The sequence below is a fragment of the Salinispora oceanensis genome (assembly GCF_000383575.1).
GTDB lineage: Bacteria > Actinomycetota > Actinomycetes > Mycobacteriales > Micromonosporaceae > Micromonospora > Micromonospora oceanensis.
This window is the reverse complement of sequence record NZ_KB911579.1, coordinates 3,140,740-3,163,598: the sequence shown is the minus strand read 5'-3', so window position 1 is coordinate 3,163,598 and position 22,859 is coordinate 3,140,740. Positions and strand designations below refer to the sequence as shown.

25 protein-coding genes and 1 tRNA gene are annotated in these 22,859 nt (G+C 67.4%); 17 read left to right on the top strand and 9 right to left on the bottom strand.

The annotated features are described in order from the left end of the window. Window positions 1–237 precede the first annotated feature (237 nt). The 4 genes from SALPAC4_RS0114795 to SALPAC4_RS0114780 form a co-directional block, all read right to left on the bottom strand. Window positions 238–654 (bottom strand): type II toxin-antitoxin system VapC family toxin, encoded by a 417-nt coding sequence (locus tag SALPAC4_RS0114795; protein ID WP_019870987.1) that lies wholly within the window; start codon window positions 652–654, stop codon window positions 238–240. Then, window positions 636–890: a FitA-like ribbon-helix-helix domain-containing protein gene (locus tag SALPAC4_RS0114790; RefSeq protein WP_019870986.1), complete on the bottom strand. Its 255-nt coding sequence runs from the start codon at window positions 888–890 to the stop codon at window positions 636–638. The genes SALPAC4_RS0114795 and SALPAC4_RS0114790 overlap by 19 nt, the downstream gene beginning before the upstream one ends. A gap of 117 nt (window positions 891–1,007) precedes the next feature. Further along, window positions 1,008–1,079 (bottom strand) — tRNA-Lys (locus SALPAC4_RS0114785). A 113-nt stretch (window positions 1,080–1,192) separates the two neighbouring features. Further along, the gene (locus SALPAC4_RS0114780) at window positions 1,193–2,347 is read right to left on the bottom strand and encodes a MerR family transcriptional regulator (protein WP_019870985.1); all 1,155 of its coding nucleotides are present in this window, start codon (window positions 2,345–2,347) and stop codon (window positions 1,193–1,195) included. Between the two features lie 223 nt (window positions 2,348–2,570). On the opposite strand from SALPAC4_RS0114780, the gene SALPAC4_RS0114775 reads away from it, so the two are divergent. Continuing rightward, window positions 2,571–5,732 (top strand): AfsR/SARP family transcriptional regulator, encoded by a 3,162-nt coding sequence (locus SALPAC4_RS0114775; protein ID WP_019870984.1) that lies wholly within the window; start codon window positions 2,571–2,573, stop codon window positions 5,730–5,732. On the opposite strand, the gene SALPAC4_RS0114770 is transcribed toward SALPAC4_RS0114775, so the two are convergent. Beyond that, window positions 5,699–6,466, bottom strand: coding sequence for a Calx-beta domain-containing protein (locus SALPAC4_RS0114770; RefSeq protein WP_019870983.1), 768 nt, complete (start codon window positions 6,464–6,466; stop codon window positions 5,699–5,701). The genes SALPAC4_RS0114775 and SALPAC4_RS0114770 overlap by 34 nt on opposite strands. Window positions 6,467–6,720: 254 nt before the next feature. On the opposite strand from SALPAC4_RS0114770, the gene SALPAC4_RS0114765 reads away from it, so the two are divergent. The 9 genes from SALPAC4_RS0114765 to SALPAC4_RS0114725 all read left to right on the top strand — a co-directional run bounded on the left by SALPAC4_RS0114765 (window position 6,721) and on the right by SALPAC4_RS0114725 (window position 13,542). After that, window positions 6,721–7,191, top strand: coding sequence for a hypothetical protein (locus SALPAC4_RS0114765; protein WP_027644478.1), 471 nt, complete (start codon window positions 6,721–6,723; stop codon window positions 7,189–7,191). A gap of 120 nt (window positions 7,192–7,311) precedes the next feature. Next, entirely contained in the window at window positions 7,312–7,464 is a 153-nt protein-coding gene (locus SALPAC4_RS28540) for a hypothetical protein (protein ID WP_223874878.1), read from the top strand. A gap of 481 nt (window positions 7,465–7,945) precedes the next feature. Beyond that, on the top strand, window positions 7,946–8,398 hold the full coding sequence (locus SALPAC4_RS0114755; protein ID WP_027644479.1) for a hypothetical protein: 453 nt from the start codon (window positions 7,946–7,948) through the stop codon (window positions 8,396–8,398). A 29-nt stretch (window positions 8,399–8,427) separates the two neighbouring features. Next, on the top strand, window positions 8,428–8,556 hold the full coding sequence (locus SALPAC4_RS28825; RefSeq protein WP_019870979.1) for a hypothetical protein: 129 nt from the start codon (window positions 8,428–8,430) through the stop codon (window positions 8,554–8,556). Window positions 8,557–8,795: 239 nt separating this feature from the next. After that, a complete protein-coding gene (locus SALPAC4_RS0114745) occupies window positions 8,796–11,267 on the top strand; it encodes an FtsK/SpoIIIE domain-containing protein (RefSeq protein WP_027644480.1) in 2,472 nt (823 codons plus the stop codon). Continuing rightward, window positions 11,264–11,935, top strand: a complete 672-nt coding sequence (locus tag SALPAC4_RS0114740) for a hypothetical protein (RefSeq protein WP_019870977.1) — start codon at window positions 11,264–11,266, stop codon at window positions 11,933–11,935. Before SALPAC4_RS0114745 ends, SALPAC4_RS0114740 begins: the two co-directional genes overlap by 4 nt. Window positions 11,936–11,997: 62 nt before the next feature. Continuing rightward, window positions 11,998–12,258 carry a hypothetical protein gene (locus SALPAC4_RS0114735; RefSeq protein ID WP_018218703.1) on the top strand — a complete coding sequence of 87 codons (261 nt, stop codon included), beginning with the start codon at window positions 11,998–12,000 and terminating at the stop codon, window positions 12,256–12,258. A gap of 25 nt (window positions 12,259–12,283) precedes the next feature. Then, window positions 12,284–12,919 (top strand): hypothetical protein, encoded by a 636-nt coding sequence (locus SALPAC4_RS0114730; RefSeq protein WP_019870976.1) that lies wholly within the window; start codon window positions 12,284–12,286, stop codon window positions 12,917–12,919. A gap of 191 nt (window positions 12,920–13,110) precedes the next feature. Further along, window positions 13,111–13,542, top strand: coding sequence for a hypothetical protein (locus tag SALPAC4_RS0114725; RefSeq protein WP_019870975.1), 432 nt, complete (start codon window positions 13,111–13,113; stop codon window positions 13,540–13,542). A gap of 71 nt (window positions 13,543–13,613) precedes the next feature. Here the strand turns inward: SALPAC4_RS0114725 and SALPAC4_RS0114720 are convergent, their stop codons facing one another. From SALPAC4_RS0114720 to SALPAC4_RS26610, 4 genes are all read right to left on the bottom strand, one after another. Further along, complete coding sequence (locus tag SALPAC4_RS0114720) at window positions 13,614–14,015, bottom strand: hypothetical protein (RefSeq protein WP_019870974.1); 402 nt, start codon at window positions 14,013–14,015, stop codon at window positions 13,614–13,616. Window positions 14,016–14,870: 855 nt separating this feature from the next. After that, a complete protein-coding gene (locus SALPAC4_RS0114705; protein ID WP_018739099.1) occupies window positions 14,871–15,107 on the bottom strand; it encodes a winged helix-turn-helix domain-containing protein in 237 nt (78 codons plus the stop codon). 201 nt (window positions 15,108–15,308) lie between these two features. After that, window positions 15,309–15,794, bottom strand: a complete 486-nt coding sequence (locus tag SALPAC4_RS0114700; protein ID WP_027644482.1) for a hypothetical protein — start codon at window positions 15,792–15,794, stop codon at window positions 15,309–15,311. Window positions 15,795–16,125: 331 nt separating this feature from the next. Then, window positions 16,126–16,527 (bottom strand): hypothetical protein, encoded by a 402-nt coding sequence (locus SALPAC4_RS26610; protein WP_080640903.1) that lies wholly within the window; start codon window positions 16,525–16,527, stop codon window positions 16,126–16,128. Window positions 16,528–17,066: 539 nt separating this feature from the next. Here SALPAC4_RS26610 and SALPAC4_RS0114695 point away from each other — a divergent pair. The 7 genes from SALPAC4_RS0114695 to SALPAC4_RS0114665 all read left to right on the top strand — a co-directional run bounded on the left by SALPAC4_RS0114695 (window position 17,067) and on the right by SALPAC4_RS0114665 (window position 22,839). Next, entirely contained in the window at window positions 17,067–17,954 is an 888-nt protein-coding gene (locus SALPAC4_RS0114695) for a helix-turn-helix domain-containing protein (RefSeq protein WP_020113506.1), read from the top strand. Continuing rightward, the gene (locus SALPAC4_RS0114690) at window positions 17,951–18,154 is read left to right on the top strand and encodes a DUF397 domain-containing protein (RefSeq protein ID WP_019870970.1); all 204 of its coding nucleotides are present in this window, start codon (window positions 17,951–17,953) and stop codon (window positions 18,152–18,154) included. Before SALPAC4_RS0114695 ends, SALPAC4_RS0114690 begins: the two co-directional genes overlap by 4 nt. 249 nt (window positions 18,155–18,403) lie before the next feature. Further along, complete coding sequence (locus SALPAC4_RS0114685) at window positions 18,404–19,186, top strand: bestrophin-like domain (protein WP_019870969.1); 783 nt, start codon at window positions 18,404–18,406, stop codon at window positions 19,184–19,186. 264 nt (window positions 19,187–19,450) lie between these two features. Beyond that, complete coding sequence (locus tag SALPAC4_RS0114680) at window positions 19,451–20,212, top strand: alpha/beta hydrolase family protein (RefSeq protein ID WP_019870968.1); 762 nt, start codon at window positions 19,451–19,453, stop codon at window positions 20,210–20,212. Window positions 20,213–20,340: 128 nt separating this feature from the next. Beyond that, a complete protein-coding gene (locus SALPAC4_RS0114675; RefSeq protein ID WP_019870967.1) occupies window positions 20,341–20,901 on the top strand; it encodes a hypothetical protein in 561 nt (186 codons plus the stop codon). Window positions 20,902–21,088: 187 nt separating this feature from the next. Next, a complete protein-coding gene (locus SALPAC4_RS0114670; RefSeq protein WP_019870966.1) occupies window positions 21,089–21,805 on the top strand; it encodes a DedA family protein in 717 nt (238 codons plus the stop codon). A 389-nt stretch (window positions 21,806–22,194) separates the two neighbouring features. After that, window positions 22,195–22,839 carry a DUF4360 domain-containing protein gene (locus tag SALPAC4_RS0114665; RefSeq protein ID WP_019870965.1) on the top strand — a complete coding sequence of 215 codons (645 nt, stop codon included), beginning with the start codon at window positions 22,195–22,197 and terminating at the stop codon, window positions 22,837–22,839. The last annotated feature ends 20 nt before the right edge of the window (window positions 22,840–22,859 follow it).

The window sequence follows — 22,859 nt, the reverse complement described above, 5'->3', positions numbered from 1 at the left end:
GTCCGATGACACGGCAATACACTCCCGGGCTCACCTCGGGCTCACAATGACCCCACAGATCGATGATCCTGGGATAGGAAGATCGCTGAGGTTGCCAGAAACCCAGCTCAGGGGACTTCCTTGGTGGTGGGCCGGAGGCACCCATACGAACCACAGTGCGACGATTGTCGGTGAGCCGCTTCCACTCAGGATGGCCGGTCCAAGGGCGTCAGGCCGATGATCCTCGGGCGGCCGCTGTCAGGACGCGGTGAGCAGTCGGATCTCGCAGCGGATACCGCTGGCCTTGGCGAGCCGACCATCACCAGTCACGAGTGGGCAGGCCATCAACTCCGCCGCCGCGACGTAAGCCGCGTCGTACGCCGTGACATTGCCCCGCATCTGCCACATCCGGTCAACCAGCATCGCGACGCCAACCTCGTCGATGACCAACGAAGGCAGGGCGTCGATCGCCTCCTGAGCCCGGTCAAGGCCGAGCTTCCCACCGAGGACCTTGCCTCTGATCACGGACATGACCTCGACCAGAAGATGACTCGGCGCGGCCCAGTGCGGATCTCCGGTCAGTTCCGCCCGCGCCGCGTCCCCGACCGGCCCATCATCGACCAGAGCGTCGGCCAGAACCGACGCATCTACGACGATCACGCGGCGCTTCCCCACGGTCCGCGCTGCTCCCGCTGGTCGTTCAACTCTGCGGCGCTCTCCCCCGGCAGAGAGCGAGCACCGTCGGATCGGCCGGCGAAGCGATCAAGGGCCGCCGTGTTGCGCAGCCGTCGAGCCTGCGTCTCCACCATTTCCAGCAGGTATGCCTGGAGTGACTGCCCGCGCGCCCTGGCCTGGGCTGCCAGGGCGTCTCGCACTTCTTCCGGCACGTCCCGAATCTGGAGAGCAACCATGCATTCATTATGCATGCAGCATCGCTCGCTGGCCGGGAAAGGCTCGGACCCTCGATCAACTGGTTCGCATGACGACTGCGGTACGACCAAGAGCCGCAGTTCAGGAGTGGCTTGGAGTGGGCCGCCAGGGACTCGAACCCTGAACCTAAGGATTAAAAGTCCTCAGCTCTACCATTGAGCTAACGGCCCGCTGGGGCACCAGGCTACCCGATCGCCGGCTCCGCTCAGGGGCCGCCTGGGTGGCGCGGGTAGACGGCGTAGCTCCGGCTCGGGGTCGCGGCGGCGGCGATGGCGAAATCGGCTCAGGTCCGTGCCGGGGTGACGGCGGCGCCGTCGTCACCTCCCGCTACGAGCAGCCGGAGGCCGAGGTCGGCCGCGTCGAGGGCGACGAGGTCGCGGTTCCGCTCGGCCCACCGCCCGGACGACAGGTCTTCGTGGAGCGACCGAACTGCCCGCTGCTCCGCCTGCGCTCCCACTCTGGTCCAGACCGACGTCGCCCGGCGTACGTGTTCGTCCAGGTACGCCTCGGGCTGGCGCCAGTAGGCCTCGAAGAAGCCGTCAGCACAGTCCCATGGGACGAGCACCGGTTCGGCACGTCCGCCGATCGCACGGGTCAGGTCGGCGAGGGAAGGCCAGCCCACGAGCAGGTCCGCGAACTCGGGGAGGTAGTCGCGGGTGAGCCAGAACCGCTGCCCCCAGCCGGTGTCCTCAGCGTCGTAGGTGAAGACCACCACCCGACGGGCGACCCGCCGCAGCTCCCGCAGCCCGGCGACCGGGTCCCGCCAGTGATGCACGGTGCTGACCGCCATCGCGGCGTCGAAGGACTGGTCCTCGAACGGCAGACTCTCCGCAGCGGCGGCCACGCACGGCGCCGCGCCCGCGGGACGCTGCGCGCGCATGACCGCCGACGGTTCCACCGCCGTGACCTCACGGTCGTGCGGTTCGTAGGAGCCGGTGCCCGCCCCAACGTTCAGCACCGTACGGGCGTCTCCCAGCGCGTCCCAGATCCGGGCGGCGATCCGTGGCTCGGTGCGCCGCGTCGCCGGGTAGGCGGACCCGATCTCGTCGTACAGCTGCGCGCCGAACACTCTCAGCTGCTCAGCTGGTGTCGTCCTGATTCCCATTGCCCGTGCCTCCAACTCCCGGTCGATGGCCGTCACCATGGCGGCGGCGCGGTCCCGCTGGTCCAGCAGCAACCCGCGCAGCCGACGCAGGTGCGCGACCGCGTCGGTGGTCGGATCGTTGACCAGGTCCGCGATCTCCCGCAGCCCGAAGCCGAGCCGCCGGTACGCGAGCACCTCCCGCAGCCGCTCCACGTCACCCGCCGAGTAGGCGCGGTGTCCCGCAACGGTCCGGGTGGACGGCCGCAGGAGGCCGATCTCGTCATAGTGATGCAGCGTGCGGACGGTTACCCCGGCCAGCTCGGCCGCTTGCCCCACAGTCAGGTGATCCTCCACGGCGTCGACTATGGGACCTGCCGCTACGTGAGGCGCAAGCAGAAGTTGCTGAGCCACCCACCGTGGTCTGGGCTGTCCGGTACCAGCGCTAGCCGCCCGCCCCAGCCGGTCCCTACCTATCCTTTGGTCGAAGGGTGGCCTCGGAGCCAGGTTCCTTCCGGTCTCGATGCCAACTCGTCAGCAGCCGCGACGGCCTGGGCTGCCATAGCGGGAGGGGTCCTTGATGCCGGATGTTCAGGTCAGCATTCTCGGCGGCGTCGAAGTGATCGGACCGCGCGGCCGGACCGAGCTGGTGGGTCGACGGCATCGTGCGTTGGTGGCCGCCCTGGCCCTGCGGCCCGGCGCGGTGCTGCCGCTGTGGCGGCTCGTTGAGGCGCTGTGGGGAGATTGTCCACCACGAACCGCCGTCCGGTCGCTGCACAGTCACGTGGCGCGGCTGCGCCTCGCGCTCGACGGGAGCGGGTTGGGCGGAATTCTGCAGACCCGGGAGCCGGGCTACCTACTCGCCATCGACGCGACGGCGGTGGACGCGTACCGGTTCGAACAGCAGACCAGGGCGGCGCGGGACGGCTTGGCCGCCGGTATGGCCGGTTGGGCTGCCGACGCCATGGCGCAGGCCTTGGAGTTGTGGCGTGGCGAGGCTCTCGCCGACGCGGAGCCGATCGGATGGACGGCGGCCGAGGCGGCGCGCCTGGCGGACCTGCGGCTCGCCGCGCAGATGGACCGCTGCGAGGTACTGACCTGCCTCGGCAGAGCGGATGAGGCGCTCGGCGACATAGAGCGGCTGTTGGCCGCGGATCCGACCCGGGAACGGCTGGTGGGCCTGCGCATGCTCGCCCTGACGGGATCCGGGCGACCGACCGAGGCACTGGACGCCTATCAACGGCTACGCGTTCGGCTCGCGGAGGAGCTCGGGGTAGATCCGTCGCCCGAACTGGCAGACTTGCACACCGCGCTACTACGTGGTGCCGCGCCGGCTGAGCTGCGGGCGCCGGGTACCGTTCTTGGCCGGAACCCGGTCGCGGCGACGCCACCCCGACCAGCGCAGCTGCCGGCACCGGTGGGGTACTTCACCGGCCGCGGCACCGAGCTTGGTGAGCTGAGCAGTGTCATCGAGACAGGGCACGATGACGTCCGGCCCGTGGTGCTGATCAGCGGCCAAGGCGGGATCGGCAAGACGTCGCTCGCGGTGCAGTGGGCCGGCAGCGTCGCCCACCGATTTCCGGACGGTCAGCTCTTCGTCAATCTTCGTGGCCACGACCGGGCCGATGCGCTTGCCCCGGCTGAGGTGGTGGCAGTCCTGCTGAGGTGCCTCGGGATACCGGATGACCGGCTTCCCACCGGGCTGGCCGAGCGGGTCGCCCTGTACCGCACGGTCCTCGCCGACCAGCGCATGCTCGTCGTGCTCGACGACGTCGGGTCCACCGAGCAGGTGTTGCCGGTGATCCCGGGCAGCGCCGCGAGCCTGCTCGTGCTGACGAGCCGGAACAGCCTCGTCGCCCTGGTGACGCACACCCGGGTGCACACCATCCTCCCTGACCTGTTCAGCCAGGACGAGGCGACCGACCTGATGGCGAAGATGCTCGGCGCCGAGCGGGTAGGCCGAGAGCGCGACGCGGTGGCCGGGCTCGCCGAGCTGTGCGGTCGGCTTCCGCTCGCGTTACGGATCGCGGCGGCAAAGCTTGCGATGCGCCCGGCTCAGCCCATCGCGGTACTCGTTGAGGAGTTGTCTGACGGCGACCGGTTGGCCCACCTCTCCGTCGAGAACGGCAGCCGCGACGTCAGTGTGGTGTTCGCCAGCGCGTACCAGTCGCTGTCGGTACCCGCGATGCGGCTGTTCCGGCTGCTCGGCCTGCATCCCGGGCCGCACATCGGTGCACCCCTGGCCGCCGCGCTCTGCGGCCTCCCCGCCGACGTGCGGCGACACGCGTTGGCCGAACTCGTCGCGGCACATCTGATCGCCGAGCCACAGCCCGGCCGGTACCAGTTCCACGATCTGGTCCGGCTCTTCGCGCGGCGGTGTGCGCTGGCCGACGAGCCCGCGAGTACGCGCGCCGAGGTGGCCGAGAGGTTGCTCGACTGGTATCTCGTCGGCGCCGAAACGGCCACCCAGGTGCTCGACAGCAGTCTTGACCGGGTAGCGGCGGTGCTGCGTCATCCGGCTCCGGAGCTTCCCTTCCCCGCCGCTCGCGCACACGCGATCGCATTTCTGGAGTCCGAGCGCGAGAATCTACTGCCGGTCGTGCGGTACGCGGAGGAGCACGCCCAGCCTGCTGCGGCATGCCAGCTGACCTACCTACTGACCAGCTACTTCGACGTGCACGGGGACTGGTCTGAGCGGGTGGAGATGTGCAAGCACGGGGTCCGGGCCGCCCGCCGGCTCGGCGATCCGGTCCTCGAGGCCGAGATGCATCGGGCACTTGGCGTGGCCTACCGCACGACGCACCAGCTCGACCGGGCACTCGACAGCCACAACCAGGCGTTGGCGCTGTTGCGGCCGCTCGGGGACGAAAGCGGCTTGGCGTACGTCTACAACAATATCGGCGGGGCGTTCGTCGAAATGCGTCGGTTCACCGCCGCGATTGAGGCGTACGAGACCGCGCTGCGGCTGCACGACCACTGCGGCAACCAGGCTGGCGCGGCGACCGCCCAGCGCAACCTCGGGTACGTCCAGGTCCGGATGGGCCGTGCCGATCTCAGCTTCGCCCCACTGAACGCGGCGTTGGCCACCAGCCGATCCATCGGTCTGCACCGACTCGAGGCCAGCACGTTGAACAGCCTCGGCGAGGCGTACCTGCAGCAGACGCGACACGAGTCGGCGCTCGACTGCTTCCACGGAGCCTTCGCCGTGAGCCGCGAAACCGACGACCGCCGCTACCAGATGGTTGCCCTGAGCGACCTCGGACGCACCTACCTGGCGCGCGGCGATCCGGCGTCTGCTGTGGAGCATTTCGACCGGGCCCTGGCCATGAGTCGGAGACTGGGGCACCGGCACATCGAGGCGCGCACCCTCAACCAACTCGGCGAGGCGCAGCTACGCCTGGCGAACCTCGACGAGGCCCACCGGTGCCTGACGGCAAGCGCCAGCCTTCGGCGGTCCGTACCCGACCTGTACGAGCAGGCACACGTGCACCGCAACCTCGGCGACCTCGCGGAGCTGACCGGCAGCCGAGGTGCCGCCCAGCGCCACTGGTCAACCGCTGTTCGGCTGTACCGCGAGGCGAACGCGACCGATGAGGCGGAGCAGCTCGCCAGCAAGCTGACCGGCGAAACGCCGCTCAGCTCACCCGCCGCCGTGCCCGCCGCGCCGCCAACCGACACCAGCGCCGTCCACGTTCCCCCACGACCAGGTCAGTCATCGTCAACGATCCCCATGGCTACCTGATCCTCAGTGATCTTTCCGTTCGAGGGTGCGTGGAGGTAAACGTAGAAGTTCTCGTCCCGCTCCGCCACCTGGTCGTCGTGGACCGCAATGTTCAGCTCCGCCGCTGACGTCCCCGCCGGAATGGTGAGCACCCCGTTCGAAACTCCGGTGTAATCCGATTCGGCCGTCGCACTACCGTCCTGGGTGGCGAAGTGGATGGTCAAATCAACCGGCGCTGGTTCCGATGTGATCACGCTCAGCCGGCAGGCTACACACGATTCCAGACAGTGCGGCTTGCCAAGGGGCGTGATCGTGACGTCGTCGTTGTGAATCGTGCCCAGGCCGACCGGGTCGGCAAGTACCAGCCCGACCGGGTTGAACAGCTCTAGCGTGAACACCTCGTCCGGCTCGATCGCGTAGTCACCCACAAGGTCCACGACGACCGTGCGGTTGGTGGTGTCACCCGGCGCCCAGGACAACTCACCAGATACTGGCGTGTAGTCGAGTCCGGGCTCAGCCATTGGCATCGCGCCGCCTGGGTCAGCCCCCGTCGCATACTGGACGGTTCCCCCCGCGCAGCCCGCGGATGTCACGGTGAAGGTCATCGTCTCGACGAAGAAGCCACCCTCGAACTGGGTGGTATCGCTGACGCCAATGCTGCGCGGCGCACAGATATCGTCCGCGACAGCCGGACCGACCGATACGGCGGCCACCGCCAGCACCAGCATTGCGCTGACCGCGCCCAGCCGTGTCATGCCCTTCATAGTCCACCTCCTTGGCGCCCGATCGGCGCTGGTCGAACAGGTCACCTCCAGGATTAGCCCCTGCCTGTTGTGGCGCGGTTGTGGGGCCGTCTCGCCTCCGTGCGGCGCCACCGCAGGGGCAGGGCAGACCGCCAGACACAACAGCGCCACAACTCCGGTGCAACAGCGGTGCCGTTGGTTGGGGGCATCGAGAGTCAGGCCCGGAACGACACGGTCCATCGAACCGTGCCAGGGAAGGAGAACTCATGCTCAGGCGACAAACAAGGGTGCGTGCGATCACCGCGATGCTGGGGCTTGTCGGCGCCACGTTCGCATCACTGGCGGTGTCTCCCAGCGCCGCACAGGCACGGTGCGACGGCGTGAACACCAGCATCACCAGCACCCTGAACATCGGCACCGCTGTCGCCGTCCGCGAGACCCCGGTCGCCGGCACCTGCAATGACAACAACTACTACCAGGGCACCTTCAGGAGCAGCTATGCCGGCTGGCGGGCATCCGTCTGGTTCGAGCGAGACGGGTGGCAGAGCCGCTTCGGCCCATACGGTACGGCCGTTCAGGCCTACTCCTACTCCGACACCAGCACCCCGCTACCAGGAGTCACCGCCATGCACTTCTGCCTGGACAACGGAGTGACCTGGTACTGCGGCTGGGGAAGCAACTACACCATCGCCGCCGGCGTCACCCACAACTTCACCGGAATCAATCACGGCTTCTGATCTCAGCCCAGGGCCCCCGGGATGCTGCCGACCAGCGTCCCGGGGGCCGGCGAGAGTGTTGATCTGACGGTATTCCGGCCTGACCCGCCAGGCGTTGTGCCTGGTGAGGAGGGTGCCGTGATGACGGCGACACTGAACGACCAGACCGGACGCAACAAGCGGCCCGAGCCGACGGCGGAGGCGAAAGCCGCCGTCGAGTTGGTCCGAGCCGCTAAGGAACAAGGGCTGTCGTTGACGGGCCCGGACGGGCTGCTCAAGAGAGGGGAACCATGATCAAAACTCACTGGGGCAGCCTGGCTGCCACCAGGACGGAGCGGGACGGGGGGATGCTAGTCGCACGAGCACCACCGAGCACCCGGCCGTCCACCAGGGACGATGAAGCAACGGCGCCTGGCGCCCACATCCGTGCACGAGCAGTCCGTCGTGAACCGTGGGCTGAACCGTCAACAGGGCACTCCTGGCGCCTCTCCACACGTCTTCCGGCGCGCAGTCCGGCCATCGACGTCTCGATGTAGCGTGGCGCGATGAGGACCCTCCAGAAATTTCAAATGTCCCTCATAAGAGCGCGCCCGACAGGAGTATTTGAGTGATATCTCCACACGGTCGGATTGTCGACGGGGTTCCTAGGTGGGTGGTGTGGTGCGCCTATGCGGTCCCTCTCACGGTTCTTCCCTCTGGCATCTGGCGCATCGCTCTCGTCGCGGCAGGCGTCCATCTCATGGAGGAGACGCCGGCACCCGGAGGACGTGGTCCGGTGGTGTGGGACGGCCCGGTGTACGTGATAACCCTGAGTATCGTCAGCGAACTGCTCGCACTACTGACGGTCGGCCTGGTCGCGGTCTGGGGTGAGGTCGTCCCGCGCTGGGTCCCCGGTCTCGGCGGGCGGCGCATACCGGTACTCGCTGCGGTCGTACCAGCCGCGATCGGCGCCACGATCTGCACCGTTCTGTGGCCGTACGCCTTCCTGATGCTGGTCCTAGGCCGGAAACTGAACGGCGACCTGGGGGTCATGCAGTTCAGCGACTGGCAGGCGGTGGCTTTCTGGGGTACCTACCTACCGCTCGTACTGTGGGGACCGCTGGTGTGGATCTGCACTGTCCACTACTGGCGGCGCCGCACTTCCGCGCGACGATCCACACCAGCGCCGGCCGACCCTGCGGGTGCCGAAAGCCTCGTCCGTCCTGGTCACGACCTTCATGATCACTGAGATCAGAACTCGGAGCCACGCTGAACCGAATGCTGAACCGTGAGGACGTCACGGTGATCGTGTTCAAGCTGGCCAAGTCCTCCGCCATCAAGTCCCGCACCCAGGCAATCGACCAGCTCAAGGCCGCGCAGGCGCGTGTCGATGGAAACCGTTGCTGAGGGCGACGTGGGGGCTGACTCGGAGTGGCCACTTTGGGTAGGGTCTGCGCGAGTAGCCGTGGTCGGTGAGCTGGGGGCGTGCGTTGGAGTCGGTGGCGTCAGCGTTCGGTCGGGCGGTGGCGGCGCACCGGGATGCCGTCTCTCACATTGAGGCTGCTCGGGCCCGGTTGCGCGACCGCACCGCGGAAGCTGGCGTCTCGGCGCAGGCCCGCGAGGAAGCACAACGTCTCACCGCCCGGATGCAGCGACTCGCCGAGGGGCTGACGCCCGGTTGGCTTGGTTGCCGATTGGACGGCTCGGCCGCGGATCTTCCCACCGGTGTGGACGCGGCGCTGGGACGGCCGATGCCGATTCGGCTGGGCGACACGACGCCGGTGGCGGGGAGCGGGTTCAGCGTTGTGGCGCCGTTCCTGGGTGCCGGTCACCTCTCGGTCGACAGTGACGCCCGTGATCCGGCGGTGGCGCGCTGGCTGCGCGGCGTACTGCTGCGGGTGTTGGCGGCGATGCCGGACGGCGTGCTTCAGGTCGCGGCAGTGGATGGGGCGACCCTCGGGACTGTCTTCGGTCCGTTCCGCGAGATGGTGGAGGCGGAGGCGTGGCCGCGGCCGGCGATCGACCTGCCGGGGTTTCAGCAGGTGCTGGCCGAGGCGGAAACGCGGATCGAGCGCGCCCAGGGTGGCGAGTCGGACCCTTCGGTGCTGCTGGTGTGCGTGGCGGCGATGCCGGAGGGCGCCGGGCGTAGGGAGTGGTCCCGGCTATCGGCGATCGCGCACGCGGGCCCGGCGGCCGGGGTGTTCCTGCTGCTCGCCGGCTACCCGCCCCCGCAGCATCCGGGCGGGCTGAACCCGGCGCCGCGCCTGGCGGGCACCACCGCGTTGACGGCGTCGAGCGGTGGGGTGTTCGCGGTCTCCGACCCGCCGGGGCAGCACCGGTTCAGCTCGGACGACTCGGGGTTGGCGGTGCCGGTACGACTGGACGCCGGCCCGCCGGACACGCTGGTGGAGGCGGTCTGCCGCCGGTTGGCGAAGTCGGCTCGGGTGCAGACGGCGACGGACTTCACGATGCTGATGCCGGAGCGGATCTGGCAGCAGTCGTCGATCGACGGCCTGCGGACCGTGGTGGGCCGGGAGGGGCGTACCGAGTGTGTGCTGGCGTTGGACGACGCGACGCCGCACTGGCTGGTGGGGGGTCGCACCGGGTCGGGGAAGACGGTGTTTCTCCTCGACGTCCTCTACGGCCTGGCCTCGCGCTACTCGCCGGACGAGTTGTCGCTCTACCTGCTGGACTTCAAGGAAGGCGTGTCGTTCGCGGAGTTCACCCCGACGGTGGTGGACCCGTCGTGGATTCCGCACGCCCACACGGTCGGCATCGAGTCCGACCGGGAGTACGGGTTGGCGGTGCTGCGGACACTGTCGCGGGAGATGACCCGCCGGGCGACGGAGCTGAAGCGGGCCGGCGTGACGAAGCTGGCCGATCTGCGGACCGGTCGGCCGGATGTGGCGATGCCCCGGCTGCTGGCGGTGATCGACGAGTTCCATGTGCTCTTCGAGGGCAACGACGCGGTGGCCCAGCAGGCGGTGGCGCTCCTTGAGGAGCTGGCGCGCAAGGGCCGCTCGTACGGCGTCCACCTGATCCTGGCGTCGCAGACGATCTCCGGGGTGGAGGCGCTCTTCACCAAGACCGATTCCATTTTTGGGCAGTTTCCGCTGCGGGTCGCCCTCGCCGGTGGCGGTGGTGTCCTCGACCAGCTCAACGACGGTGCGGACAATCTGCCCCTCGGCGGGGCGGTAATCAACTCGGCGGCCGGGATTCCGGGGGCGAACCGGGTCATCCGCTTCCCGAACGCCGACGCGGGGTCGGTGGCCACCCAGCGGCACCTGCTGTGGAGTGCCCGCCGACCCGGTAGCGCCCCGCCGACGGTCTTCGCCGGCTACGCCGAGCAACATCCGGACCAGGATCCCACCTTCGTCGCCCTGACGCCCGACGTCCGGCGGCGGCGAGCCCTGGTCGGCCGGACCGTGGCCGTCGGCCTGCCCACCGCGGGTTTCACCCTCGACGCGACCCCGGGCAGCCACCTGGCGGTCCTGGGTACCTCCCCGGTCGGGGCCGACGTGCTCTACGCGGCCACGGCCAGTTTGGCCCGCCAGTACGCGCCCGGCACCGCCCGGTTCCTCATCGCGCCGCTGGTCGCCGCCGCCGACGATGCCTCCGACGCCACCGTGGAGGCGGTCGCCGCCGCCGGGCACCCGTACGAGACGCTCAGTGCGGCCCAGCTTCGGGCGCGGCTCGCGGAGCTCGCCCAGCCGACCGTTTCCGACGATGGGCCGACCACCCACCTGGTGATCTTCGGTGCGGATATCGCCAGCAGCCTGCTCACCACCAGCGACCCCACCACCTACCGCTCGGGGCACGACGAGCTGCGGGATGTGTTGGCCAATGGGCCCACCCACGGTGTCCACCTGCTTGGCTGGTGGCGCTCGGTGAGCCGGTTCAGCAGCGACCTCGGGCCCACCGGCGGCAACGAGGTCGCCTGCCTCGTCGCCCTCAACCTGCCCAGCAACGAGGTCAGTTCCCTGCTCGGCGACTACGCGTCGGAGTGGCAGTCCCGCCCCAACCGTGCACTGCTGGTCGACCGGCACGACAACCGCCGCGCCCTCATCGTCCCCTACGTGCGCCCCGGCACCCTAGACCAGATCGATGAGTACGCATGACTGAGCAACCGGATACTCCACTGCCCCGCGATGGTGGCTGGGCCGCCTACACCGATCACGCCCGCCGCCTCTCCGCCCTGCTGAAGGAGGAACGCTCCCGCGGTGAACAGCAGGCCGCCGCCGGCCGCGACGGGCAGGCCGCGGTGGATCAGCTCACCCACCGGGTGGCGGCGCAACGGCAGCACCTGCACCATCTCGCCGCCACCCTGCGCCTACCCGCGCCGCAGTTTGACCGGGTCGCGCCCGGCCCCATCCCGGACCCGGCGGAGGCGCTGCGGCGAGCGACAGCCGCCGCGAACGCCGCCGACGCCGCCGCCGAGAACGCCCACCGGCGAGCAGCCCAGCCGCCGCTGTTGCCGGCGTTCACCCCGCTGGCCCGCAATGCCCTCGTCTACTCCATCGCGGCGATAGTCGGCACCTTCGCATCGCTGCTGATGTTTGCCCTCAGCCCCGACAAGGAACTCGGTCGCATCCCATTGCACCTGGTGCCCTGGTCCCTGTGTGGGCTGCCCGCGCTCGCCTTCTTCGCCGGCTATCTCACCATCAGTCTCGTCGGGCAGCCTCGCCTCGGGGGTGGTGGCACCCGGTCCAGAAAAGTCGGCGGCGTGATCTGTTTTGTCGGCATGCCGATCTTGTGGTTCATCTTCATCGCCGCGACCCGCGGCTGACACCAGGCGCACCTGCGACCGACGGCAGGGCGTTGGACCCCACAACCCAGGGAGGAAAGTCAATGGCCACCATCGGAGACATCAAGGCGGGCCTGGCCCACGGCAAGACTGAAGCGGACAAGGCCCTCGCCCAGCTCGCGGGCGTCAACGCCCAGGTCGACAAGGCCATCGCCGTACTCCAGGCCCTCGCGGCCGGCACCCAGCAGCCCGCCGTCATGGGCGCCATCGGCAAGCTCACCGCCGCCAAGCAGAAGTTCGGTGAGGGCGCCGGCCTGATCCAGGCCGCCGTCGCGCAGACCGAGAAGTACAACGCCGTCCTCTGACACCGAACTCCCGGAAGGTGCCCCGATGCCCACCGTCATCGTCCCCGTCGGCCTCAACCTCGGCCCCTCCTACCGGTACGTCACCCCACCCGACCCCAACCCGGAGTACTGGGAGGTTCGGCTCGGCAACGAATCCGAGGAACTCACCGATGACGAATTCCAGGTATGGGGGCGCGCCTTCCTCGACCCCGAGCGCCACGCCCGCCTGGAAGTCACCCGCGAAACGCTCCAACGCGACCTCCTCGCCGCGGGCGCCGGCCCCGCCAACCCAGGGCCGGTCATCGAGCAGCTCCTCGACCGGGGCCTACTGATCGAATTCGATCCGGACGGTGAGCTGGAGAAGCCATTCCGGCGCATCAAGCTCCACCCACTCGCCGAAGGGATGGGCAACACCCCCGAAGAACCAGACCGCCGCCTCATCGGACACAACGGTCAGGCACACGTCAAAGTCAACTCAACTATTTATGGAATGTGGGCCTACTCGTCAAGCATCGGATCCCTCTGGGAAGCCTGCATCGACTTTGAGACAGGCGCCAAGGAACAACGTGCGGCTGGCGAGGATGTAGCGGAGACCACCGCAGCCGAGGTTGCAGGTGAAACTGCTGGGATCTTGCCAATGCTGATCGCGTCCGGCTGCGCATTCCTTGATCAGATTCGGTAGCGTCGATGGCGTGGACAAGAGGGCGCTACCAGCGAAGGCGCACCAGCGACCTGGGTAGGCCCGGAGCACGGCAAAAGGCTGCCGGAGCGCTGACCGCCGTTGCCGGCGCTCTCCGTGACACCGCCATCGAGTCTGCGCGAGATGGCATCAGCAAGGCCAGTGAGAAGATCGGCAAGGCTACCGGGGGTGGAATGGCGATTGCCGCCACCGCAGCCGTTGACGCCGCCGGTTACCACCCCTCCCCGCTGGTTGCGGTTGGCGCAGCCTACGCCGGCATGAAGGCGGGCGGGCTCGTCGGTCGCGCGATGAACGCTGGGCTGGACCGGATCACCGCCGGACGGGGCGGCGGTGGCCCGATCGACTCGGTCATAGCGGAACTGATCACGACGCTACGGGTGTTGGAGCAGGTGGGCCGTAGCGTCGGCGATGCCATCGACGCTGTGAATAAGGCCCAGGCCCACTTCCAGAAGGTCAGCCGCGGCGGAGAGAATAACCTTCTCAACAGCGCGGTACGGGCATGCCGGCAGGCACCTGTTCAGCTTGAGGAGGGCGTAGACAACCTCAAGCAGGCCGGAGATCTCGTCGGAAAGCACCTCGTGGGAGTGGCGAAGACTGGCGGTTGACCGTCCCGGTAGACCAGGCCGCAGACAGCGACCACTGCCAGCCACCAGCATCTTCGCAGCCTGTTGACCAGTCAACTGGGCGGTTCGCCGGCTGTCCTCTGCTTGCCTAAGAGAGACGACCGCTGGTTGCGTCGGCGCTCGGGGGTGTCGCTGCGCTCGTCCGGTGACGCCTCGACCTTCCGCTCCCCCGCAACGGGCTGCTGCGGAAGGCGCACGCCGACTACCCGGGCGTACTCGGTGAGACTGCCGCCGGCCTGGGCGAGGAGCCATGCTCCGGCTCGGAGCTTGACAATCCCCCGGGCGTAGTTTCCCAAAGCGCGGTTGACCAGGGGGTTGGCAGCTCCCACCGTAAGGGCGCGGAAATCGGCTCGGATCTTCTCCGCGTCGTGGATGACGGCCTTGGCCATCTCCTGCTGTTGGTAGACAGAGACATGCAGGTCTCGCAGCGCAGCGGCGACATCGGGAAGGCTCACGTTGTTACCTCCGAGTGCGTTCGGACCCGGGATCGATCCGACAGCGGGTGGGCGGGTGTTGCTGAACTCTGGACGGGCAGCGGCGGGTGGTCCGTAGTGTGAACACCGGCACGGTTCGGGTTCCCAAAACGGAGCTCCATCGGTAACCTCAGATCCGAACCTAGGCTATCAGGATAGCCTAGGACTGGACCAAGCCGCTCACTGCAACCATGAGGAGGTTGCCAACGATGTCCCTCGCCATCGCCACCCTGGGGGCCGCACTTCTCGGCTGGATCGCCGGGATGTGGACGTTCAAGCGTTCCCAACGATGGTGCCCGTCCTGCGGCGACACGCTGGACTGCCCGGGTTGCCGCGACGTCAGATACCGCACCTCGAAACCGGCTACCGGTGCGAGCGGAGGTGCGCTTGCATGAGCAGGCCCAAGGCATCGGCGGGCCAAGTGGTCCGCGCCGCAGAAGCGCACAGTCGGTGCGGCATCGTTGAACCAGCAGGCGCGAAATGACTACCACATACCTGACACAGGCAGCGATGGAGCAGGTCAACCACGCGCAGGTAGAACTGGATCGACACCTGGTCACGGGCATCGCCGGTCGGTGCGTAACGTGCGGACAACCCGAACCATGTTCAGGCCGAGCAACCGCCGCAGCAACCTTCGCCCGCTACGGACGTCTACCTCGCCGCCGACCCGGCATGACGACCGTCAACGCCACAGCTTCGACCGGGACCTGGTTCACCCGGCGACCGATGACCGATGACCGATGACCGAGAAATACACGTCGAAGGGCACCCGCCCCCGTTCGCCGGCCCCGAGCATCGTCGTTGACCCCGTGGAGCGATCGACGTCACCGTGGCCGATCAACCAGACGGCGCATCATCGCGATCCGCGACGTACACCCCGACACCTGGAACCCCATAGATCAAGCCCTCAGACTTCAGTACGAGTATGGCATTGCGTACCACCATCTGAGACACGCCGTAATCACGACGGAACTCCATCATCGACGGCAGTTTGGCCCCCGGCGCAAGCTCGCCGGACGCGATCTGTTCCCGGATGCGGTCAGCCAACCACACCCACTTGGCGGTAGTGGGCATTACATCTCCCTGGTCTGCAACCGCCATTGCATCACAAGGAAACCTGGGCGAGCAAGGTAGCGCTAGAGTCTTGACCAGCGCTACCTTGATAGCCTATGTTGACACCACACGTCATCTTCCTGGTCTGCAAACCGGAGATGGCTCAGCACAGACCCCAACGCCTCACCGCACCCTCTACCAATCCCGCAGCCGTCAGCGCGGTCAGCTGAGCCGTGGCTCCCCCAGCAGCACCACGCGGCCGGCTGCGGGGGCGAACCCGAGCACCGGGTTCCCATAGTCACCCTCGGCGGTCATGACCACCGGCTTGCCCAGTCGCCGACCGATCGCGGCCAGGAAGCCACACAGGGTGTCTACCCCAGCCTGGCCCTGCAGCTCACGGAGGTCGACGTCGAAGTCAATCTCATCAGCAGACATCGGACGGAAGATCACCAACACACCTGGGACCGGCCAGACCCGCAGATCAACCGTCTCCGCACCGGCGGGACGCGACAGCACCTCCATCGCAGACGGCAGTGGCCCGGCGACTCCGCCCACTGAATACTCCCACGTCCAGCCCGTCAACCTGACCAGGTCGAACACCGCCTGCCAGTCCTCGACCGAGGCATCCTCCACGGACACATCCGGCAGCGCACCCATCAGATCAGGATCGAAAAGGCCCTTGACGTCGTCCCACAGCAGATCCGGCACCCCCGCCATACTGCCCACCGACACCTCCCGCACGCAGCCCGATTCCTTGACGAACCCGATTTGAGGCACCCCCGCAGCGGCCCCTGCCTGTTTGAGTGGCGGACTGCGCCCCACTGAGGCTTCCGGGTAGAGGTCTGAGCACGCTGGGTAGTCGTCCCCTGCTTGAGTGCGGATACACCCGAACCTGTTGTGGTGCAACGAAAGGCGCAGTTCCCGCCATGAAGACGACCTCCGGCAGGCCGAGGACTTCGTCGGAAGGCACCTCGTGGGGGTCGCGAAGACTGGTGGCTGACCACTGCCAGCCACCGGCATCGCCCCGCCAGTTGAACGATCAACAGGGTGGCTTCCCGGCTGGCCTCGGCTGGTCGAATGAGGATGGACGCTGGTTGCGTCGACGGTCGGGTTTGTCGCTTCGCTTGTCAGGAGAGGGCTTGGCCTTTCGCTCCCCTTCGGCAGGTTGCTGCGGAAGGCGAACACCGATTACGCGGGCGTACTCGGTGAGGCTTCCTCCGGCTTGGGCGAGGAGCCATGCTCCGGCGCGGAGTTTGACTATCCCCCGGGCATAGTTTCCCAGGGCACGGTTGACCAGGGGGTTGGCGGCTCCCGCCGTAAGGGCGCGAAATTCGGCTCGGACCTTCTCGGCATCGTGGATGACGGCCTTGGCCATTTCCTGCTGTTTGTGGACGGAGACGTGCAGGTCTCTCAACGCAGCAGCGACGTCGGGCAGGCTCACGTTCTTACCTCCGGGCACGTTCGGACACGGGATCTGGTCGGGCTTGGGAACTGGTCGGCGCGTTGGTCACAGCTCACTCGTCCATTGGGTTCGGCCCGGGTAGGGACGTGACCTGCGGCTGCCGCAGTCGGGGCAGTTCAGTGCCGACCCGCACCGTCGGCACCAACGTGACTTGACCTTGAACAGGAACAGTCCGGCGGCAAACCCGAGCACTGCTACCGCGGCCAGGACAAGGGATGGAACCACTGCGTTGCCTCCCTGACTCGGCCTCCCGCAGGACGCAGCTCGCTTCGGGTGACGGCTGCGTTCCGCCGAGAGGCGTCCGAGGCCGATCCGACGGCGGGCCCCTGGGAACGCGAACCCATCGCCGATTTCGCGGCTTTCATCGACCGCGTCAGCCTGAGATGCTGATGCATATATTGCCCACGCAGCAGCAGGAATGCAAGGGTTGCTTCCGCATTCAGATCACCTACCGAGCGCGGGTGGACATTGCATGCGCATCACAGGCACACTCTGAGCTACGACAGGAGTGAAGGGACATGGAGTTGTCAGCTCGACGGCAGCCACCCACCGTGCGCCTCCGGCGGCTCGCGGCAGAACTACGCCGACTCCGCACCGAAGCTGACCTCACTCGCGAAGAGGTCAGCGAACAGACCAGCATCAACCCCGCCACCCTCTACCGCATCGAGACGGCCCGGGTCCGACCGCAACGGCGCACCCTGATGGCGATGCTCGACACGTACGGGATCACCGACGAGGACCAGCGCAGCGAACTCATCGCCCTGTCCCAGCAGGCCACCCAGCTGGGCTGGCTCCAGACGTACGAGTCGGAGCTGCCCGAGCTGTACACCACCTACATCAGCTTCGAGACTGAAGCCCGCTCGGTCCACAACTACGAGTCACTGTTCGTACCGGGCTTGCTCCAGACCCAGGACTACGCCCGCGCGGTCATCAAAGCCGGCCTTCCACTGGCGACCGAAGAGGACATCCACGCCCGGATAGAGGCACGAATCCGACGCCAGGAGTCGCTACGCAAGAAGGACCCAATCCGGCTCTGGACGATCGTCGATGAAGCGGTGCTACACCGTCAGGTAGGTAGCACCAAGGTCACCGCCGAGCAGCTGGAGGTGTTGGCGGAGGCGGCAACCCAGCCGCACATCACCCTCCAGGTCATCCCATTCGACAGCGGCGCGCACGCCGGCATGCCGGGATCGTTCGTAATCATGGACTTTCCCAACCCAGCCGACCCCGCGCTGGTGTACATCGACAGCATGGCCGGCGACCTGTTCCTAGAACACGAAGCCGATGTTCGTCGCTTCACCACGACCTTCGAGCATCTGCAAGCCACAGCACTCGACCCAACCAGCTCAATCAAGGCGATCGAGGCCCAGATCCACAAGATCAAAGAGAAAGGTGGTGCGGGGTGATCCGCCGCTACCTCAACGACGCAACCTGGAAGAAGAGCAGCCGTTCCAGCGCCAATGGCCAGTGCGTCGAAGTCGCCGCGCTCGATGACGCGGTGGCATGCCGAGACAGCAAGGACCCGAACGGTCCGGCCCTCGTCTTCGGCCATAACGCCTGGGCGAACTTCCTGGCCGAGACGAAGGATGGGTTCCCGCAGCGGTAAGTGCGGCCGCACCGGCCACGCCCTGGTGCGCTATCGCCCTGCGACTCGCGCGGCCCAGCGGTAACCGGGCCACGTCCTTGCTCTCGCCGAATGCCAGTCCTACGCTCGCCGCACGGCGGCCGGCCGTCGATCTTCTCCGGCTACCTCCTTTTCAGGTGGCTACCGGATGCCGGCCGCTGTGGCGCGCATTAGGCGAAGGTTCTTAGTGAACCTTCGAGGGATTCATTTTCCGCGACAGGGAGTGGCCACATGTGGAGCTGGAACCATCTTGCGCCAGGTTGGCTCATCTTCCTCATATTCTTGGCAGTATTCTGCCTTATTGGCGCGCTGGGAATCTGGCTGCTGCGGGGCCGCGCCAAGCGCTTGTCCGATGCTGAGCCGAAGTGGTTGGATCTCATCACCCACACGACCTCGGTCACCGGCACCCTCTACGCGCTCTTGCTCGTCCTGACCGCCCTGACGGTGTACGGGACGTACTCGCAGGCTGGCGCGGCGGTCGCAACGGAGGCGGCGGACCTGAAGGCGCTACACAACGTGGTGTCCGAGTATCCGGAGCCCACCCGCGGCGAGCTGCAGGGACTGTTGAACGAGTATGTCGACTACATGGTCAACGAAGCGTGGCCGAGCTACCAACGCGGCGACGAGGTGGACGGCGACCGCGAACTCGAGGAACGGATCTGGCGCACCCTATTGAATTTCACGCCGAATTCTGACAAGGAGCAGGAGCTGAGTGGCCTTGCCCAGTCAGAGTTCGAGGGTTGGAGCAAATCCCGCCAGATCCGAAGCACCTTCAGCACCGCCGCTCTCCCCCCGACGCTCTGGTTCACGCTCCTGGCCGGCGGTGTGTTCATCATCTTCCTGTCCTGCCTCATCCCGACCCGGACCCGGCACGGCTCCCTGGTATTAGTCTCCGCGACCGCGGCCATGATTTCCCTGCTGATATTCGTCGTCGAGCGGGTCGACGACCCATTCCGAGGGTCGATGAGCGTTTCTGCCGATCCCTATGAGAGGGTCGCCAAGACGTTCGACTGATTCTGATGAGGTCGCTGTCGCGCCCCATCCCAGAGTCGCCACCCGCGGGGTCTCCGTGGACGCCACGAACAGCCACCGGCCCGGGCTACCCAGCCGCTGCTGTCGACCGGGCCGTCCGACGTCGCCCACCGATAGCTCGTCCTGAGCGGCGGACCTGGGCGTTGGCGGGCCCCTGCCATAGTTTTCGATATGGCCTCACCGGACGTCCGCGTGCTGACAGATCCCCGACGAGGAGCCTGGGGTACGGACGGTCCACGGCCAGTCGTGACCTACGTGTGGCCGGCAGCCGGCGCGACGACCGGTGGCACCGTCCTGCTCTCGCACGGCACCGGCGGTTGCGCACTCGACCTGTCCTGGCTGGCCGAGCCACTGGCCTCGGCTGGCCTACGGGTAATCGGCGTCGATCATCACGGCAACAGCCATCGTGGCGGCTACCATGCCGAAGCCTTCGCGCGGTGGTGGGACCGACCCCAGGACCTTTCGGTGGTGCTGGACCACCTCGCCGACGGTGGTCCCGTTGGCGTCGCCGGCTTCTCGCTCGGCGGCTACACCGCCGCCGCGCTGCTTGGCGCACGAATCGACGCCGACATGTTCGGCGCTATCGCCACCAGACGAGTGACGGTGCCGTCACCGCCGGAGTACCCGACGCTGATCGACGAACTGACCGACCGGATCGGTGCCGATGCCATCGCCGCGTGGATCGCCGAGTCCGGCGACGACTACGCTGACCGCCGCGTGACCGCGGGTCTTCTCATCTGCCCGGCACAGGGCCAACTACTCACCGCCACCAGCCTGCGGGGCATCACGACGCCCGTGTCGATCTGGTGGACCGGCGAGGATGACCAGACCCCGGCCGAGACCAACGCACTGCACTACGCCTCCCTGATTCCTGGTGCCACCGAGCACTGCGCCGACCCGTCGGCCGGCCACTACGTGTTCGTGCGGGACGTGCCGGACGCGGATCGGATCCGCACCCGCCTCGCCAGCGCGGCCGTCACCTTCTTCCACGAACAGTTGACCGCGTAGCAGCGACCACCTTGTCACTGTCAGCGCCGGTGAAGACGACCTCCCGACATCGGAGTGAAGCGTCGCGACGACAGGGCCGGCTGATTTGCAGGTGGGCCTCTGACGGCAGCTCGCGGTTAGGCTGAGCCATGCGTCTGCTACGAATTGGCCTGGTCGCAGCCGGAATCCTAGCGACGGCAACAGGGTGCACCGGACCCGCAGCCGATGACTTCGGTCAACCGGCAGGGTCGACAACGGCCAACACCCGGGAACTCCTGCCGCTGCCCTCGACGAGTTCCGGAGACACACCGCGAGACCTACTGATCCGGGACATCGAACAGACCTACCCCACCAACTCGTACCACGGCGTAAGCACCGACGGAGGAGGGCTGCTGATCCACCGCGGCCGCGTGCCACTGGTTGACGACCTGGACGCCAGTCTGCGCCTTCGGCACCCGGAAGTCCCGTTGAGTTTCACCGATGCACCACCTCCGCATCCCGTCCTCATCGAAGTGACAACCCACATCAAGGTGGACATCCCGTACTGGAAGTCGAAAGGAGTGGCCGTCGCGGCAGTGGCGCTGAACCACGACGGATCCGGCGTGGCGGTGATGGTTGACCAACCGACCGCTGCCCTGGCCGCTGCCATGCGAGAACGATACAAGTTCCCGAACCTGGAGCTGTTCCACGGCGAGCTCGCCCCCGCCTGACGCCTCGCCGGCCAGTCCCAGCTCGGCACCCCCGGTTGGCGACCGAGGCGAACGCGAGTCGTCACACCGGACGGTGACGCCGGGCCCGATTCGGACGGGACCTACCGCAACGCCCGGAGACGGTACGCTCGTGCTCGAGCACAAGACGTGACGGCACCCGCTAGGTTGATCAGCCTGGAGTCAAGCAATGTCATGGATCGCCGGCGTCCTGGACACCCTCTCCGAGCTTCCGATGCCGGCAGTGCTCCTGGCCGCCGCCGCGTTCGGCACCGCCGAGTCCGGGCTGGGCGTCGGCTTCGTCGTCCCCGGGGAGACCGTCGTCCTGGTGCTCGGCGCCGCGATGGACAGCCCAGCCGCCCTCGTCTCCCTCTTCCTGGTCGTGGGCGTGGCCAACTCCGCCGGCGACCACATCGGCTACCTCCTCGGCCGCCGGTACGGCCACCGCCTGCGCAACACCTATCCCGGCCGCCGGATCAGCGCCGCGAACTGGGACCGCGCGATGGTGGCACTGCAACGCTACGGCGCGTGGGCGGTGTTCCTCACCCGGCTGCTGCCCATCGTCCGCACCCTAACCCCGGCCACGGCCGGGATGGCGAAGGTGCCCTACCCGCACTTCCTTCCCGCCTCCCTGGCCGGTGCCTACATGTGGTCGGCGCTCTACGTCTTCGCCGGCGCGCTGGCCGGCGCCTCGGTGGAACGCATCGAGACGGTGATCGGCAACACGGGTACGGCGATCCTGGTGGTCCTGGTCGTCCTCGCACTGGTGGTGTTCGCGCTGCGGAGCCGGCGGGCCAGGGCGGTGGAGTCGTCCCCCGCGCCGCTCGTTCAGCAGTCTGCGGCACTCACGCACGGCGGGGAAGGCAGCCCGGATAGCGAACCCCCCGCTGGCGGCGTGCGCGACTGAGAAGACCTAGAGTTAGCCACCGGCCGTGTCAAGCGGCAAGCCGTGATGAAAATACGTATCATTTCGCAACGTGCGATGAGGAACTAATCGGTCGAATTTGCCTTACCAGCACGGCAGCGACATAGCGTCTGGCCTCTCGTATCGTCGGGTGGCGCGGCGGCGAGCGGACGCGCCAGGACATCGATCTGCATTAATTGGGCAATGGTCACTGATGTGACGCTAGTTCCTCGCCGAGGCGCCCATATCCTCATGTGCGCGGTCCGGCTGGCCCGCCAAGCACTCTCCACCACCGCCCTTCTGCACGGAACCTGTCTTCCTCTCAAATCCCGGACTGTCCAGGGCCAGCCGGTACCGCCGCTCACACACCGAGGCGTACAGGAAGGATTTTCATGTTCAGTTGGCTCGCAACCGGAGGCATGATCCTCTCCCTGCTGGCTCCCACAAACCCGGTGGTGGACTTCCCCGAGCCCGCGACCCCACCCCCAGGTCAGATCGTCATCGATCTGGTAACCGTCAATGGCTCTGGCTGCCCGGCCGGCACTGCCGCCATCGCCATGTCGGCCGACAACACCGCATTTACGGTCACCTACAGCGCCTTCATCGCCCAGGTCGGGGTCGGGGCGGGGCCGACCGACTGGCGCCGCAATTGCCAGCTCAACCTCCGGGTTCACGTCCCACAGGGCTTCACCTACGCGGTGGCCCAGGCTGACTACCGCGGCTTCGCCGCCCTAGCGGACGGGGCGTCCGGCGTGGAGCGGGCAAACTACTACTTCCAGGGGATGTCACCCACGGCCTACACGACCCACACCTTCGCCGGTCCGATGGTGGACAACTGGCAGGCCACCGACGTCACGGACGTCGCCTCTCTGGTCTGGCACCCGTGCGGCGAGTTTCGCAACTTCAACATCAACACAGAGCTCTGGGCGCTCGCCGGCACCTCGGACACCAGCACCACAACGAGCTTCATGACGATGGACTCGACCGACGGAGCCATCTCCACCACCTACAACCTGGCCTGGAAGACCTGCCCGTAAGGCAGGACGAGCCCACCGGC

What these genes read in the sequence shown, in the direction of transcription:
- SALPAC4_RS0114790 (WP_019870986.1), bottom strand. Translation starts at nt 890, where the DNA reads ATGGTTGCTCTCCAGATTCGGGACGTGCCGGAAGAAGTGCGAGACGCC.
- SALPAC4_RS0114775 (WP_019870984.1), top strand. Translation starts at nt 2,571, where the DNA reads ATGCCGGATGTTCAGGTCAGCATTCTCGGCGGCGTCGAAGTGATCGGA.
- SALPAC4_RS0114770 (WP_019870983.1), bottom strand. Translation starts at nt 6,466, where the DNA reads ATGACACGGCTGGGCGCGGTCAGCGCAATGCTGGTGCTGGCGGTGGCC.
- SALPAC4_RS0114765 (WP_027644478.1), top strand. Translation starts at nt 6,721, where the DNA reads ATGCTCAGGCGACAAACAAGGGTGCGTGCGATCACCGCGATGCTGGGG.
- SALPAC4_RS28540 (WP_223874878.1), top strand. Translation starts at nt 7,312, where the DNA reads ATGACGGCGACACTGAACGACCAGACCGGACGCAACAAGCGGCCCGAG.
- SALPAC4_RS28825 (WP_019870979.1), top strand. Translation starts at nt 8,428, where the DNA reads ATGCTGAACCGTGAGGACGTCACGGTGATCGTGTTCAAGCTGGCCAAG.
- SALPAC4_RS0114745 (WP_027644480.1), top strand. Translation starts at nt 8,796, where the DNA reads ATGCAGCGACTCGCCGAGGGGCTGACGCCCGGTTGGCTTGGTTGCCGA.
- SALPAC4_RS0114740 (WP_019870977.1), top strand. Translation starts at nt 11,264, where the DNA reads ATGACTGAGCAACCGGATACTCCACTGCCCCGCGATGGTGGCTGGGCC.
- SALPAC4_RS0114735 (WP_018218703.1), top strand. Translation starts at nt 11,998, where the DNA reads ATGGCCACCATCGGAGACATCAAGGCGGGCCTGGCCCACGGCAAGACT.
- SALPAC4_RS0114730 (WP_019870976.1), top strand. Translation starts at nt 12,284, where the DNA reads ATGCCCACCGTCATCGTCCCCGTCGGCCTCAACCTCGGCCCCTCCTAC.
- SALPAC4_RS0114725 (WP_019870975.1), top strand. Translation starts at nt 13,111, where the DNA reads ATGGCGATTGCCGCCACCGCAGCCGTTGACGCCGCCGGTTACCACCCC.
- SALPAC4_RS0114705 (WP_018739099.1), bottom strand. Translation starts at nt 15,107, where the DNA reads ATGCCCACTACCGCCAAGTGGGTGTGGTTGGCTGACCGCATCCGGGAA.
- SALPAC4_RS0114695 (WP_020113506.1), top strand. Translation starts at nt 17,067, where the DNA reads ATGGAGTTGTCAGCTCGACGGCAGCCACCCACCGTGCGCCTCCGGCGG.
- SALPAC4_RS0114685 (WP_019870969.1), top strand. Translation starts at nt 18,404, where the DNA reads ATGTGGAGCTGGAACCATCTTGCGCCAGGTTGGCTCATCTTCCTCATA.
- SALPAC4_RS0114675 (WP_019870967.1), top strand. Translation starts at nt 20,341, where the DNA reads ATGCGTCTGCTACGAATTGGCCTGGTCGCAGCCGGAATCCTAGCGACG.
- SALPAC4_RS0114670 (WP_019870966.1), top strand. Translation starts at nt 21,089, where the DNA reads ATGTCATGGATCGCCGGCGTCCTGGACACCCTCTCCGAGCTTCCGATG.
- SALPAC4_RS0114665 (WP_019870965.1), top strand. Translation starts at nt 22,195, where the DNA reads ATGTTCAGTTGGCTCGCAACCGGAGGCATGATCCTCTCCCTGCTGGCT.